Origin of the sequence: Streptomyces sp. NPDC002138, from assembly GCF_040296485.1 — a bacterium.
Taxonomy (GTDB): domain Bacteria; phylum Actinomycetota; class Actinomycetes; order Streptomycetales; family Streptomycetaceae; genus Streptomyces.
Genome location: NZ_JBEOXE010000028.1, coordinates 17,382 through 30,962 on the forward strand (window position 1 = coordinate 17,382; position 13,581 = coordinate 30,962).

Annotated in this window: 13 protein-coding genes; 6 read left to right on the top strand and 7 right to left on the bottom strand. The window is 71.7% G+C overall.

Features of this window, described 5'->3' with window-relative positions:
• Positions 1-10: 10 nt before the first annotated feature.
• Both rarD and ABT084_RS19580 read right to left on the bottom strand, forming a co-directional pair.
• Positions 11-1,015: an EamA family transporter RarD gene (rarD, locus tag ABT084_RS19575; protein ID WP_351045272.1), complete on the bottom strand. Its 1,005-nt coding sequence runs from the start codon at positions 1,013-1,015 to the stop codon at positions 11-13.
• A gap of 146 nt (positions 1,016-1,161) precedes the next feature.
• The gene (locus tag ABT084_RS19580) at positions 1,162-2,016 is read right to left on the bottom strand and encodes an SDR family oxidoreductase (protein WP_351045274.1); all 855 of its coding nucleotides are present in this window, start codon (positions 2,014-2,016) and stop codon (positions 1,162-1,164) included.
• Positions 2,017-2,108: 92 nt separating this feature from the next.
• On the opposite strand from ABT084_RS19580, the gene ABT084_RS19585 reads away from it, so the two are divergent.
• Positions 2,109-2,525: a winged helix-turn-helix transcriptional regulator gene (locus tag ABT084_RS19585; protein WP_351045277.1), complete on the top strand. Its 417-nt coding sequence runs from the start codon at positions 2,109-2,111 to the stop codon at positions 2,523-2,525.
• A 50-nt stretch (positions 2,526-2,575) separates the two neighbouring features.
• On the opposite strand, the gene ABT084_RS19590 is transcribed toward ABT084_RS19585, so the two are convergent.
• The 5 genes from ABT084_RS19590 to ABT084_RS19610 form a co-directional block, all read right to left on the bottom strand.
• Entirely contained in the window at positions 2,576-3,655 is a 1,080-nt protein-coding gene (locus tag ABT084_RS19590; RefSeq protein WP_351045278.1) for a 2-oxoacid:ferredoxin oxidoreductase subunit beta, read from the bottom strand.
• On the bottom strand, positions 3,648-5,591 hold the full coding sequence (locus ABT084_RS19595) for a 2-oxoacid:acceptor oxidoreductase subunit alpha (RefSeq protein WP_351045281.1): 1,944 nt from the start codon (positions 5,589-5,591) through the stop codon (positions 3,648-3,650). The genes ABT084_RS19590 and ABT084_RS19595 overlap by 8 nt, the downstream gene beginning before the upstream one ends.
• Positions 5,592-5,801: 210 nt before the next feature.
• On the bottom strand, positions 5,802-6,461 hold the full coding sequence (locus tag ABT084_RS19600) for a response regulator transcription factor (RefSeq protein WP_351045440.1): 660 nt from the start codon (positions 6,459-6,461) through the stop codon (positions 5,802-5,804).
• Positions 6,462-6,696: 235 nt separating this feature from the next.
• A complete protein-coding gene (locus tag ABT084_RS19605; protein WP_351045443.1) occupies positions 6,697-8,031 on the bottom strand; it encodes a sensor histidine kinase in 1,335 nt (444 codons plus the stop codon).
• Between the two features lie 193 nt (positions 8,032-8,224).
• On the bottom strand, positions 8,225-9,403 hold the full coding sequence (locus ABT084_RS19610) for a sensor histidine kinase (RefSeq protein WP_351045283.1): 1,179 nt from the start codon (positions 9,401-9,403) through the stop codon (positions 8,225-8,227).
• 145 nt (positions 9,404-9,548) lie between these two features.
• Here ABT084_RS19610 and ABT084_RS19615 point away from each other — a divergent pair, with 145 nt between their 5' ends.
• The 5 genes from ABT084_RS19615 to ABT084_RS19635 form a co-directional block, all read left to right on the top strand.
• Complete coding sequence (locus ABT084_RS19615) at positions 9,549-9,959, top strand: NADH-quinone oxidoreductase subunit A (protein WP_351045286.1); 411 nt, start codon at positions 9,549-9,551, stop codon at positions 9,957-9,959.
• Positions 9,950-10,573, top strand: a complete 624-nt coding sequence (locus tag ABT084_RS19620) for an NADH-quinone oxidoreductase subunit B (protein ID WP_351045289.1) — start codon at positions 9,950-9,952, stop codon at positions 10,571-10,573. The genes ABT084_RS19615 and ABT084_RS19620 overlap by 10 nt, the downstream gene beginning before the upstream one ends.
• Positions 10,570-12,009, top strand: a complete 1,440-nt coding sequence (locus ABT084_RS19625; RefSeq protein WP_351045291.1) for an NADH-quinone oxidoreductase subunit C — start codon at positions 10,570-10,572, stop codon at positions 12,007-12,009. The genes ABT084_RS19620 and ABT084_RS19625 overlap by 4 nt, the downstream gene beginning before the upstream one ends.
• On the top strand, positions 12,006-12,974 hold the full coding sequence (locus ABT084_RS19630; RefSeq protein ID WP_351045294.1) for a complex I subunit 1/NuoH family protein: 969 nt from the start codon (positions 12,006-12,008) through the stop codon (positions 12,972-12,974). The genes ABT084_RS19625 and ABT084_RS19630 overlap by 4 nt, the downstream gene beginning before the upstream one ends.
• Positions 12,974-13,581: NuoI/complex I 23 kDa subunit family protein (locus ABT084_RS19635; RefSeq protein ID WP_351045296.1), on the top strand; the 608-nt coding region annotated here is incomplete at its 3' end. The genes ABT084_RS19630 and ABT084_RS19635, both read left to right, overlap by 1 nt.

The window sequence follows — 13,581 nt, forward strand, 5'->3', positions numbered from 1 at the left end:
TGATGCGCGGCTACGCCGGCTCGCGCGCCGGGGTGACGGGGCTGACGGGGGCGGCGGGGACCTCGGCGGTGGCGCCCGCCCCGGGGGCGGCGGCGGCCGCGGTCGCCGCGGTCGCCGCGAGGGCCGTGCGGGAGAGCCGGGCGTTGCGCAGCGCGTCGCCGGTGAGCAGCGCGAGCGCGGCCCAGACCAGGGCGAAACCGGCCCACCGCTCGGGCGGCATGGCCTCGTGGAAGTAGACGACGCCGAGGCCGAACTGGAAGACCGGGGCCAGGTACTGCAGCAGCCCGAGGGTGGAGAGCGGGACCCGGATGGCGGCGGCGCCGAAGCAGACCAGCGGGATCGCGGTGACCAGGCCGGTCGCCGCGAGCAGGCCCGCGTGCCCGGCGCCGTGGCCGGTGAAGGTGGACTGGCCCTGGGCCGCCAGCCACAGCAGGTAGCCGAGGGCGGGCGGGAAGAGCAGCGCGGTCTCGGCGGCCAGCGAATCCAGGCCGTGCAGGTTGATCTTCTTCTTGAGCAGGCCGTAGGTCGCGAAGGAGAAGGCCAGCACCAGGGAGATCCAGGGCGGCCGCCCGTATCCGACGGCCAGCACCACGACGGCCGCGACGCCGATGGCGACCGCCGCCCACTGGGCGCGGCGCAGCCGCTCACCGAGGACGAAGACGCCGATGGCGATGGTGACCAGTGGGTTGATGAAGTAGCCGAGGCTGGCCTCGACGACCCGGCCGTTGTTGACGGCCCAGATGTACAGGCCCCAGTTGACCGAGATCACGGCGGCCGCGAGCGCGGTCAGCCCGAGCTTGCGCGGCTGGCCGAGCAGGGTGCGTATCCACCCCCAGCGGCGCGCCACCACCAGCGCGACACCGACCGCGGCCAGTGACCAGACCATGCGGTGGGCGAGGATCTCGACCGCGCCCGACGGCTTGAGCAGCGGCCAGAAGAGGGGGACCAGCCCCCACATTCCGTATGCGCCGAATCCGTAGAGCAAACCCGTGCGCTGCTCGTTTTCCGCCTTCACGGGCCCTCCTGGGTCTACTTCAAGCCAACTTCACGAAGGTAGCGCCGCGCGGCTCGGATGTCATGCCCATTGACAGGTGACAGTCATGACACCCCGGTCGGCTCCCTCATGCCTCCGCCGCGCCTCCGTCGTCGGCCCGCCGTGCCTCAGGCCAGGGAGGCGGCGATCGCCGAGGCGATCGGGGTGGTCGGGCGGCCGATCAGCCGGGCCAGGTCCCCGCTGGTGCCCGCGAGGCGTCCGCGCGAGATGGCCGCGTCCACGTCGACGAGGATCGCCGCGAAGTCCGCCGGGACCCCGGCGCCGGTGAGCACCTCGAGGTGCGCCTGCGCGGGGACCGCCGCGTACGAGACCTCGCGGCCGGACTGCGCCGCGACCTCGGCCGCGTACTCCGCCAGGCTCCAGGCGGTGTCGCCGCTCAGCTCGTAGATCCGGTTCAGGTGGCCTTCGCCGGTCACCACGGCCGCCGCCGCGGCGGCGTAGTCGGCGCGCGCCGCGGACGCGATCCGGCCCTCGCCCGCGCTGCCGACGACCGCGCCGTGCTCCAGTACGTTCGCCAGCTGCGCGGTGTAGTTCTCGTGGTACCAGCCGTTGCGCAGGAAGGTGTAGGGCAGCCCGGAGTCGAGGATGAGCTGCTCGGTGACGCGGTGCTCCGCGGCCAGGTCGAAGTCCGCCTCCGGGCCGCCGAGGACCCCGGTGTAGGCGAGCTGGGCCACCCCGGCGGCCCGCGCGGCCTCGATCACGGCGGTGTGCTGCGGCACGCGGCGGCCGACCTCGCTGCCGGAGATCATCAGGACCCGGTCGCCGGCGCGGAAGACCCCCTCCAGGCTGGCGGGGTCGCTGTAGTCGGCGACGCGCACCTCGATGCCGCGCTCGGCCAGGTCGGCGGCCTTCTCCTTGTTGCGGACGACGGCGGCGATCTCCGTGGCGGGGACGGTGGCCAGCAGGTCCTCCAGGACCAGGCGGCCGAGGGCTCCGGTGGCTCCGGTGACGACGATGCTCATGGGGTGCTCCTTCGGTTCCTTCGGGCTGATGACACCACCTTATGGGTCGCGCTAACTATTGGTAAGTACCCACTTTGAAGTAAGGTACTGGTATGGAAGTAAGTACGAAGACGAGCGTGAAGGCGCCGATGTGTCCCTCTCGGGGCGTCCTGGAGCACGTCACCAGCCGCTGGGGGGTGCTCGTGCTGGCCGCGCTCGTCGAGCGCTCGTACCGGTTCAGCGAGCTGCGCCGGGAGGTGGGCGGGGTGAGCGAGAAGATGCTGGCCCAGACCTTGCAGACGCTGGAGCGGGACGGCTTCGTGCTGCGGGTCGCGCAGCCGGTGATCCCGCCGCGGGTGGACTATTCGCTCACCCCCCTGGGGCGCGAGGCCGCCGAGCAGGTGTGGGCGCTGGCCCGCTGGACGGAACGCCGTACGGACGCGGTGCAGGCGGCCCGGTCGGCGTACGACGAGACGCGCGCCGCGCACGACGAGACGCGCGCCGCGCACGACGAGGCCCGGACCCGCTAGCTTCCGCCGGCGGATCCGGGCCCGGTGAACCCCTCGGGCGTCCGGCGTGCTCAGCCGACGACGGTCCAGTTGTCGTTGCCGGTGAGGAGGGTGGTGAGGTCGCCCTTGCCGTGTTGTTCGATGGCGGTGTCGAGCTGGTCGGCCATCTGGGTGTCGTAGACGGCCCGTTCGACGCTGCGGAAGACCCCGATGGGGGTGTGGTGCAGGGTGTCGGGGTCCGCGAGGCGGGAGAGCGCGAAGGCGTTGGTCGGCGAGGTGGTGTGCGCGTCGTGGACGAGGATGTCGGCTTCGTTGTCGGGGGTGACGGTGACGACGTGGAGGTCGCCGGTGGCCCGGTCGCGGACGACGCCCTTGGCCTGGTCGGTGCCGAAGCGGATGGGCCGGCCGTGTTCGAGGCGGATGACGGCTTCCTGGGCCTGTTCCTGGTCCTTGAGGACCTCGAAGGCGCCGTCGTTGAAGATGTTGCAGTTCTGGTAGATCTCGACGAGCGCGGTGCCCTGGTGGTCGGCCGCGGCGCGCAGGACCTCGGTGAGGTGCTTGCGGTCGGAGTCGACGGTGCGGGCCACGAAGGTGGCCTCGGCGCCGATGGCGAGCGAGACCGGGTTGAAGGGCGCGTCGAGGGAGCCCATGGGGGAGGACTTGGTGAGTTTGCCGACCTCGCTGGTGGGCGAGTACTGGCCCTTGGTCAGTCCGTAGATCCGGTTGTTGAAGAGAAGGATCTTGAGGTTGACGTTGCGGCGCAGGGCGTGGATGAGGTGGTTGCCGCCGATGGAGAGGGCGTCGCCGTCGCCGGTGACGACCCAGACGGACAGGTCGCGGCGGGAGGTGGCCAGACCGGTGGCGATGGCGGGGGCGCGGCCGTGGATGGAGTGCATCCCGTAGGTGTTCATGTAGTACGGGAAGCGGGAGGAGCAGCCGATGCCGGAGACGAAGACGATGTTCTCTTTGGCGAGTCCGAGTTCGGGCATGAAGCCCTGGACGGCGGCCAGGACGGCGTAGTCGCCGCAGCCGGGGCACCAGCGGACCTCCTGGTCGGACTTGAAGTCCTTCATCGACTGCTTCGCCTCGGCCTTGGGGACCAGCGACAGCAGCGTGCGTGCCTGGGCGGGGGCGTCGGTGACCTCAGTCATTGATGGCCTCCTGGAGGACCGTGGCGAGCTGTTCCGCCTTGAAGGGCATGCCGTTGACCTGCGTGTACGAGCGGGCGTCGACCAGATACTTCGCCCGCAGCAGGGTGGCCAGCTGGCCGAGGTTCATCTCGGGCACCACTACCTTCTCGTAACGCCCCAGGACCTCTGCGAGATTCCGGGGGAAGGGGTTCAGATGGCGCAGGTGGGTCTGGGCGATGGGCGTTCCGGCCAGCCGCAGGCGGCGGACCGCCGCGGTGATGGGGCCGTAGGTGGAGCCCCAGCCCAGGACGAGGGTGCTCGCGCCGTCCGGGTCGTCGACTTCGACGTCGGGGACCTGGATGCCGTCGATCTTGGCCTGGCGGGTGCGGACCATGAAGTCGTGGTTGGCCGGGTCGTAGGAGATGTTCCCGGTGCCGTCCTGCTTCTCGATGCCGCCGATGCGGTGCTCCAGACCCGGCGTGCCCGGCACCGCCCACGGCCGGGCCAGGGTTTCCGGGTCCCGCTTGTAGGGCCAGAAGACGTCCGTGCCGTCCGCGAGCTGGTGGTTGGGACCCTCCTGGAAGGGAACCCGCAGGTCGGGAAGGTCCTCGACGTCCGGGATCCGCCAGGGCTCGGAACCGTTGGCGAGGTATCCGTCTGAGAGCAGGAACACCGGCGTGCGGTAGGTCAGCGCGATCCGCGCCGCGTCCAGCGCCGCATCGAAGCAGTCCGCCGGAGTCCGCGGGGCCACGATCGGGACCGGAGCCTCACCATTGCGCCCGAACATCGCCTGCAGCAGATCGGCCTGCTCGGTCTTGGTCGGCAGACCGGTCGAGGGACCACCGCGCTGGATGTCCACGATCAGCAACGGCAGCTCGAGGGAGACCGCCAGCCCGATCGTCTCCGACTTCAGCGCCACCCCCGGCCCCGAGGTGGTCGTCACCCCCAGGGAGCCGCCGAAGGCCGCGCCCAGCGCGGCGCCGATCCCGGCGATCTCGTCCTCGGCCTGGAAGGTCCGCACACCGAAGTTCTTGTGCTTGGACAGCTCGTGCAGGATGTCCGAGGCCGGAGTGATCGGATACGAGCCCAGATACAGCGGCAGATCCGCCTGCCGGCCCGCCGCGATCAGCCCGTACGACAGGGCCAGATTCCCGGAAATGTTGCGGTAGGTCCCGGTCGGGAACGCCTTCGTGGCCGGAGCGACCTCGTAGGACACCGCGAAATCCTCGGTGGTCTCACCGAAGTTCCAGCCCGCCCGGAACGCCGCCACGTTCGCCTCCGCGATCTGCGGCTTCTTCGCGAACTTCGACCGCAGGAACGCCTCCGTGCCCTCCGTCGGCCGGTGATACATCCACGACAGCAGACCCAGCGCGAACATGTTCTTGCTCCGCTCGGCCTCCTTCCGCGAAAGCCCGTACTCCTTCAGAGCCTCCACCGTCAGCGTGGTCAGCGGCACCGGATGAACGTTGTAGGCCTCCAGCGAGCCGTCCTCCAGCGGCGACACCGCATAGCCGACCTTCGCCATCGGACGCTTGGTGAACTCATCGGTGTTCACGATGATCTCCGCACCCCGCGGAACATCGGCGATGTTCGCCTTCAACGCCGCCGGATTCATCGCGACCAGCACGTTCGGCGCGTCACCCGGCGTCAGGATGTCGTGATCGGCGAAATGCAGCTGGAACGAGGACACCCCCGGCAGGGTCCCGGCAGGCGCCCGGATCTCGGCCGGGAAGTTCGGCAACGTCGAAAGATCATTACCGAACGAAGCCGTCTCGGACGTGAACCGGTCACCGGTGAGCTGCATACCGTCACCCGAGTCACCCGCGAAACGGATGATCACCCGGTCCAGCCGGCGTACTTCCTTCTCACCGGGACCCGCGGGCGTGCGCTGTCCACCGACTACAGCACCCCCGGCCCCGTCGGCCTGCTCGGCTGGGCTACTGACCTGGCTGGTCATTGAACTGGACCTCCTTCGAGGCGTGGCGTTCGCAAGGTCAACCCTACGTCGGTAAGGGTGTCCTTCCTTGGGCCGCTCATATGCTGGACCGTCTCTTGGGACGGCCTGCTGCGGAGTGTCTTCCTCCTGGCAAATCATCTTTGAGGAGACACTCCGCCATCGATGTCCCGACACCCCGCAACGCACATTTGCTGACAGGGTGTCAGTTGATCAAGATCTCAGGTAAGTGAGGACGGCGAGCACGCGCCGGTGATCCCCGTCACTCGGCGACAGGCCGAGCTTCATGAAGATGTTGCTGACGTGCTTCTCCACCGCTCCGTCGCTGACCACCAGCTGCTTGGCCACCGCCGAATTCGTCCGCCCCTCGGCCATCAGCCCCAGCACTTCGCGCTCGCGCGGCGTCAGCCCCGCCAGGACGTCCTGCTTGCGGCTGCGCCCCAGCAGCTGGGCGACCACCTCCGGGTCCAGGGCCGTACCGCCCCGGGCCACCCGGACCACCGCGTCGAGGAACTCGCGCACCTCGGCCACCCGGTCCTTGAGCAGGTACCCCACCCCGGTGCTGGAACCGGCCAGCAGTTCGGTGGCGTACTGCTCCTCCACGTACTGGGACAGCACGAGCACTCCGATCCCGGGGTAGTCCTTGCGCAGCCGTACGGCCGCTCGCACCCCCTCGTCGGTGTGGGTCGGCGGCATCCGTACGTCCGCCACCACCACATCCGGCAGCGCACCCTCCGCCGCCAGGTCCGCCACCGTCTTGATCAGGGCTTCCGCGTCCCCGACGCCTGCCACGACGTCATGCCCCCGGTCGGTCAGCAACCGGGTCAGGCCCTCACGGAGCAGCACTGAATCCTCGGCGATGACCACCCGCACCCTGTCTTCCACGACTCAGCAGCTCCCGCGTTACTCGTTGTCGATCCCTGGCACAGCCAAGCATCCCAGCCTTGGGGCCGGGTCAAGGCCGGTCCGGGCCAACGCGTCGGTGTACGGGCCCACTTTGCGATGTCGGAGCGCGCCGCGGGGTCTGGACATGACGGAGAACGGCATCCGGACATGACGAAGAACGGGCCCGAAGGCCCGTCTCCCGTCCTGAGCGGCCGCGGTTGCGTCACACCCGCCAGGGCAGCTCCGCCGTCACCGTCGTCCCGCCGTCGACCGGGGAGTCGACGACCAGTACGCCGTCCACCGCGTCCAGCCGCTCCGCCAGACCCGCGAGCCCGCCGCCCACCGCGGTGCTCGCGCCGCCGCGGCCGTCGTCGGCGACCTGGATCAGCAGCCGGTCCCCGGACTTCCACACGTCCACGCTGACGATCCCGGCCCCGGAGTGCTTGCTGACGTTCTGCAGCAGCTCGGAGACCGTGAAGTAGGCGATGCCCTCGATCGCGGCCACGGGCCGCCCCGGCAGTTCCACCTGGACGCGGACCGGCACGCTGCAGCGCGAGGCCACCGAGGACAGGGCCGCGTCCAGCCCGCGGTCGGTCAGGACCGCCGGGTGGATGCCGCGGGCCAGGTCCCGCAGCTCCTGGAGGGCGATCTTCACCTCGCCGTGCGCCTCGTCCACCATGCGGGCGGCGGCCCGCGGGTCCTCCGCCAGCTTCTCCCGGGCCAGGCCCAGATCCATGGCGAGCGCGACCAGCCGGGCCTGGGCGCCGTCGTGCAGATCCCGCTCGATGCGCCGCAGGTCGGCGGCGGCGGTGTCGACGACCACCCCGCGGTCCGACTCCAGCTCGGTGACCCGGTGGGCGAGGCGGGACGGGCCGAGCAGGCCGCCGACCATGACCCGGTCCACCGACGCCAGCGTGTGGATCACCCACGGAGTGGCCAGCGTGAAGCCCAGTCCGATCACGGAGGTGAGGGCGATCAGGAGCGGCGAGTCCAGGTAGAAGCTGTAGTGGTCGCCGTTCTGGAACAGCTCCAGCCCGGGCTGGTCGGTGAAGGCGGGGAAGACCCAGAACCAGAGCGGGTAGAGCAGCATCGACCAGCCGTAGGCCCACAGCGTCAGCGACAGGACGAAGCTGAACATCGCCCACGGGAGGTGGATCACCGAGTAGAGGACGTGCCGCCAGGCGCTCCCGCTCTTGAGCATCGCGCCCGTCGCGGCCAGCACCCCGCCGCCCTTCTTGACCCGCACCGGCTCCGGGTCGGCGATGTCCATCCCGAGCAGCGTCCGCGCCCGGCCCCGCTCCAGGTGCCCGAACGAGCGGGCCATGGCCAGTACGCCCGCCAGTACGGGTACGCCGAGGAAGGTGACCAGCAGTCCGGCACCGAGGACCACGCCGGTGAGCGCGAGCGAGAAGTACAGGACGCTGAGCGGCAGCCCGATCAGCAGGTACCCGAACTCGCGCCAGGTCCGCCCGGCGAAGGGCGCCGTCAGCACCGAGGGCGCCCGCCCCGCCGCGCTGTTCGTGCCCGTGCCGTAGCCCGTGCCGTAGCCGATCGCCATGATGCCGTCCCGTCCCGTCTCTGTGCCGTGCTCCACTTCCTCAACCCTGTCGTGCGCCGCGTCGCGCGGCCATCCGGCACGTCGGCGTCCCCACCGGGGGGTTATCCCCACCCCGTGCGCCCCGCTGCCCGCCGGACACACGGGTACGGGGCCTCCCGCCGCGGCGGAAGGCCCCGTACCCGGGTCACCCGGGTCAGACCTCGCGGGAACGCCACGGCAGCTCGGCCGTGACCACGGTCCCGCCGCCCTCCGGGGAGTCCACGACGAACAGCCCGTCCACGGCCCCCAGCCGCTCCGCGAGCCCCGCCATCCCGGTCCCGCCGCCCCCGGCGACCTTCGCCCCGCCGCGCCCGTCGTCCGAGACCCGGATCAGCAGCCGGTCGGCGGCCCGCCACACCTCGACGCTCGCGATCCGCGCCTGCGCGTGCTTGCTGACGTTCTGGAGCAGCTCGGAGACCGTGAAGTACGCGATGCCCTCGATCGCCTCCGCCGGGCGGGCCGGCAGGTCCACGTCCACCTTCACCGGCACCAGGCAGCGCGAGGCCACCGAGGACAGGGCCGCGTCCAGCCCGCGGTCGGTCAGGACCGCCGGGTGGATGCCGCGGGCCAGGTCCCGCAGCTCCTGGAGCGCGATCTTCACCTCGCCGTGCGCCTCGTCCACCATCGCGGCCGCCGCCTCCGGGTCCTCCAGCAGCTTCTCCTTCGCCAGGCCCAGCCCCATCGCCAGCGCGACCAGCCGCGCCTGGGCGCCGTCGTGCAGGTCCCGCTCGATGCGCCGCAGGTCGGCGGCGGCGGTGTCGACGACCACGCCGCGGTCCGACTCCAGCTCGGCGATGCGCCGCTCCAGGCCGTCCACCGGCGAGAGCAGGCCCCGTACCATCGCGCGGTCCACGTTCGTCAGACCGCGGGTCAGGTACGGCAGTACCGGCCACAGGACGAAGAGGCCGACCAGCGCGACCGTGAAGGTCAGCACCCCCCACGGCAGCCGGATCAGCCCGTACAGCGAGGTCCGCCAGGCCACCGGGTCCTTGATGCTCGTCCACAGCCAGGAGAAGAACCCGCCGGCCCGCTTCGGCCCCGGGATCGGGGTCGGTTCGTCCACCCGCACCCCCAGCAGGGCCCGCGCCCGCGCGCGTTCGAGCCGCCCGATCATGCGCGCGGTGAACAGCCCGCAGGCGAGCAGGGGCAGACCCATCGCGGTGACGGCCAGACCACCGCCCAGCGCGACCATGAACACCGTGTAAACAAAACCGATGATCGCCAACGGCAGATTCAGCAGAAGATGGGTGATCTCCTGCCACGTCTCGCGCCCGAACACGGGGCGGACGGGCGGAGGACGGTCTTCGTCGGAGGCTTGGATGTTCACGGTCATGCCCCACAGCCTGTCAAGCGCGGTCCGCCGGTGCCATGGGGGGACCGGGGGGCAGTGGACGGGGGATAACCCCACCCTGTGAAGGCAGGCCCTAGACTCCCGTGCGTAACAGATCATCGACAGTGACCGGGAGCGAGGAGCGGACGTGCCCGAACCCGCGGTACCGACGGCCGTGACCGTGCTCGCAGCAGACTATTTCCGGAGTTATTCGGTCGTCGGGCTGCTCGCCGCCCTGGGCGTGCTCTTCGTGGCCGTCGCCTTCGGCGCGGGCCGGCTGCTGCGCCCCTCGGTGCCGACCCCGGAGAAGCTGCTGACGTACGAGTGCGGCGTGGACCCCGTCGGCGAGGGCTGGGCGCACACCCAGGTCCGCTACTACGTCTACGCGTTCCTCTACGTCATCTTCGCCGTCGACTCGATCTTCCTCTTCCCCTGGGCGACCGTGTTCGCCGCCGCGGGATACGGCGCCACCACGCTCGTGGAGATGTTCGTCTTCCTGGGCTTCCTGGCCGTCGGCCTGCTCTACGCGTACAAGAAGGGCGTCCTCGAATGGACGTGACACCGCCCGGGACCCGTGAGCCCGAGCTGCTGCCGGAGCCGAAGAGGCTGGGCGTGCTGTCCCGGCTGGCCCCCGAGCCGATGAAGGTGGTCCTCAACTGGGGCCGCCGGTACAGCCTGTGGGTCTTCAACTTCGGCCTGGCCTGCTGCGCGATCGAGTTCATCGCCGCGTCCATGGCGCGCCACGACTTCATCCGGCTCGGCGTGATCCCCTTCGCGCCCGGACCGCGACAGGCCGACCTGATGATCGTATCGGGCACGGTGACGGACAAGATGGCTCCGGCCGTCAAGCGGCTGTACGAGCAGATGCCGGAGCCGAAGTACGTCATCTCCTTCGGTGCCTGCTCCAACTGCGGCGGGCCGTACTGGGACTCGTACTCCGTCACGAAGGGCGTGGACCAGATCATTCCGGTCGATGTCTACGTCCCCGGCTGCCCGCCCCGCCCCGAGGCGCTCCTGCAGGGCATCCTCAAGCTCCAGGAGAAGATCGCCCGCGAGTCGCTCGCGGAGCGGTACGCGCACGGGCCGTCCGGGTCGTCCGGGCCGTCGGTGGCGCAGCTGACGAGCGGTCTGGTCACGCCGCCGGTCCTCCCGGCGGAGGGGAGCGGCGCATGAACCTCTACGAATCCCTCCCCGACGGGGCCCCGCAGATCTTCGGCGAGGAGGCCCTCGGCTCGTACGCCTACGACGTCCTGACGGTCGACGTCCCCGTCGGCAGCTGGATCTCCTCGCTGGAGATCGCGCGCGACAAGCTGGGCTGTACGTACTTCGACTGGCTGAGCGCGGTCGACGAGCCGGGCACCGGCTTCCGGATCTGCGCGCACGTCGTGGCGCTGGAGAACCACCGCGTACGCCGCCTGCTGCTGCGTACCACCGTCCCGCACGCGGCGCCCTCGCTGCCGTCCGCGATCGCGGTGTACGCGGGGGCGGCCTGGCACGAGCGCGAGACCTTCGAGATGTTCGGTGTCGCCTTCACCGACCACCCGAACCTGGTCCCGCTCCTGCTCCCCGAGAACTTCGAGGGCCACCCGCTGCGCAAGGACTTCGTCCTGGCCGCGCGGGTCGCCAAGGCCTGGCCCGGGGCCAAGGAGCCGGGCGAGGGCGCGGATCCGGACGGCCCCAAGCGCCGCCAGATGCTCCCCCCGGGCGTCCCGGACCCGAACGAGTGGGGCCCCCTCAAGGGCCAGCTCCCCCCGGCCCCCACCCGCCCGGCCCGCACCCCCCGCGCGGCAGGCACGGCCACCCCGCCCCGCCGCCCCCGCCCGACCCCGGAGGACACACCCACCCCGGGATCCGCGGACACCCCGACGCCCCCGCGCCCGGCCCGCCGCAGCCGCTCGGTGGCGGACGGCTCGGCAAGCCAGACGCCTGCGGCGAGCCCGGAGGGTACGGACGCTGCGGTGGCCCCGGTGGCCCCGGACGCACCGGTGGCCCCGGCGGGCTCGGGCGCTACGGCCGCTCCGGCGGGTACGGACGCCTCGGCTGCCCCGGGGGCTGCGGACGCTCCGGCGCCCCCGCGCCCGGCCCGCCGCAGCCGCTCGGTAGCGGACGGCTCGGCGAGCCAGACACCCCCGGCGGGTACGGGCGACCAGGCGACCCCGTCGGCTCCGGCGGGTACGAACGCCCCGTCGACCCCGTCGACCCCGTCGACCCCGTCGACCCCGGCGGCTCCGGCGGGTACGGGCGACCGGGCGACCCCGGCGGCTCCGGCGGCTCCGGCGACCCCGGACGGTACGGGCGCCCCCGCGTCCCCGGCCCGCCGCGCCGCCCCGCGCAGCACGGACGCCCCCTGGCACGACCCGAAGCCCGCCTACGTCCCGGACCCGACCCCCGGGACGGACACCCCGGCCAAGCCCGAGCCCGCCTCGGGGGAGCCGACCCCGGACCGGGACTCCACCGGGCCCGCCGCAGGCGACCCGGCTCCGGCCGCCGTACCCGAGCCGTCCGAGCCGGCGCAGCCGACCCGGGACCCGGGCCGTGCGGAGCCCGCCTCGGGGCAGCCGACCCCGGACCAGGACCCCACTGAGCCCTCCGCAGGAGGCCCCGCGTGAACGACGTCCTCGACGTCGCCCTGCGACTGATCGTCGTCTTCGTCTGCTTCCTCGTCCTGCCCCTCGTCGTCGGGCAGGCCGAGCACAAGGTGATGGCGCACATGCAGGGCCGCCTCGGCCCCATGTACGCGGGCGGCTTCCACGGCTGGGCCCAGCTCGTCGCCGACGGCGTGAAGTTCGCGCAGAAGGAGGACATCGTCCCGGCCAACGCCGACCGGCGGATCTTCCAGCTCGCCCCCGCCGTCGCGCTCCTGCCGTACCTCCTCGTCCTCCTCGCCATCCCCATCGGCCCGGGCGACGGCGCGGTCGGCCAGGTCATCGACGCGGGCATCTTCTTCGCGCTCGCCGTCATGGGCATCGGCGTACTCGGCAGCCTCATGGCCGGGTGGGCCTCCGCCAACAAGTTCTCGCTGCTCGGCGGCCTGCGGACGGCCGCCCAGCTGCTCGCGTACGAGCTGCCCATGCTGCTCGCCGCCGCCTCCGTCGCGATGGCCGCCGGAACCGTGTCCCTGACCGGGATCGTCGGCGCCTTCGAGTGGTGGTGGCTGCCCTGGCAGATCGTCGGCGCCGTGGTGTTCTTCACCGCCGGCCTCGCCGAACTCCAGCGGCCGCCGTTCGACATGCCCGTCGCCGACTCCGAGATCATCTTCGGCGCGTACACCGAGTACACGGGCCTGCGCTTCGCGCTGTTCCTGCTCTCCGAGTACGCCGGCATCGTCGTCCTGTGCGGACTGACCACCGTCCTCTTCCTCGGCGGCTGGCACGGCCCCTTCGGCGGTGACGGCCTCGGCTGGGTCTGGACCCTGCTCAAGGTCGCCGTCCTCGCCTTCGTCGTGATCTGGCTGCGCGTGACCTACCCGCGGCTGCGCGAGGACCAGCTCCAGAAGCTCGCCTGGACCGTACTCATCCCGCTCGCGCTCGCCCAGATCGCGCTCACCGGCATCGTGAAGGTGGCGATCCAGTAATGCCTCCCGTCCCCGGCTCCGGCCTCGCCAAGGGCCTCGCCGTCACCCTGCGCACGATGGTGAAGCGCTCGCACACGGCCCAGTATCCCGACGCCCAGCCCGAACTGCCGCCGCGCTCGCGCGGGGTCATCGGCCTGTTCGAGGAGAACTGCACCGTCTGCATGCTCTGCGCGCGCGAGTGCCCCGACTGGTGCATCTTCATCGACTCGCACAAGGAGACGGTCCCGGCCGCCGCCCCCGGCGGGCGCGAACGCAGCCGCAACGTCCTCGACCGCTTCGCCATCGACTTCTCGCTCTGCATGTACTGCGGCATCTGCATCGAGGTGTGCCCCTTCGACGCCCTGTTCTGGTCGCCGGAGTTCGAGTACGCGGAAACGGACATCCACGAACTCACCCACGAGCGCGACAAGCTGCGCGAGTGGATGTGGACCGTGCCGGCCCCGCCCGCGCTCGACCCGGCCGCCGAGGAGCCCAAGGAGATCGCCGCCGCCCGCAAGGCCGTCGACAAGGCCGAGGCGGCGGCCGCCGCGGCCGCCCCCCCCCCCCCCGCCCCCCCCCCCCCCCCCCCCCGCGGCGGGCGGGGGTGCCCCCCCGCCCCCCGGCCCCC

What these genes read in the sequence shown, in the direction of transcription:
- ABT084_RS19605 (WP_351045443.1), bottom strand. Translation starts at nt 8,031, where the DNA reads ATGGCGATCGGCTACGGCACGGGCTACGGCACGGGCACGAACAGCGCG.
- ABT084_RS19620 (WP_351045289.1), top strand. Translation starts at nt 9,950, where the DNA reads ATGGACGTGACACCGCCCGGGACCCGTGAGCCCGAGCTGCTGCCGGAG.
- ABT084_RS19610 (WP_351045283.1), bottom strand. Translation starts at nt 9,403, where the DNA reads ATGACCGTGAACATCCAAGCCTCCGACGAAGACCGTCCTCCGCCCGTC.
- ABT084_RS19625 (WP_351045291.1), top strand. Translation starts at nt 10,570, where the DNA reads ATGAACCTCTACGAATCCCTCCCCGACGGGGCCCCGCAGATCTTCGGC.
- ABT084_RS19595 (WP_351045281.1), bottom strand. Translation starts at nt 5,591, where the DNA reads ATGACCAGCCAGGTCAGTAGCCCAGCCGAGCAGGCCGACGGGGCCGGG.
- ABT084_RS19585 (WP_351045277.1), top strand. Translation starts at nt 2,109, where the DNA reads ATGGAAGTAAGTACGAAGACGAGCGTGAAGGCGCCGATGTGTCCCTCT.
- ABT084_RS19590 (WP_351045278.1), bottom strand. Translation starts at nt 3,655, where the DNA reads ATGACTGAGGTCACCGACGCCCCCGCCCAGGCACGCACGCTGCTGTCG.
- ABT084_RS19580 (WP_351045274.1), bottom strand. Translation starts at nt 2,016, where the DNA reads ATGAGCATCGTCGTCACCGGAGCCACCGGAGCCCTCGGCCGCCTGGTC.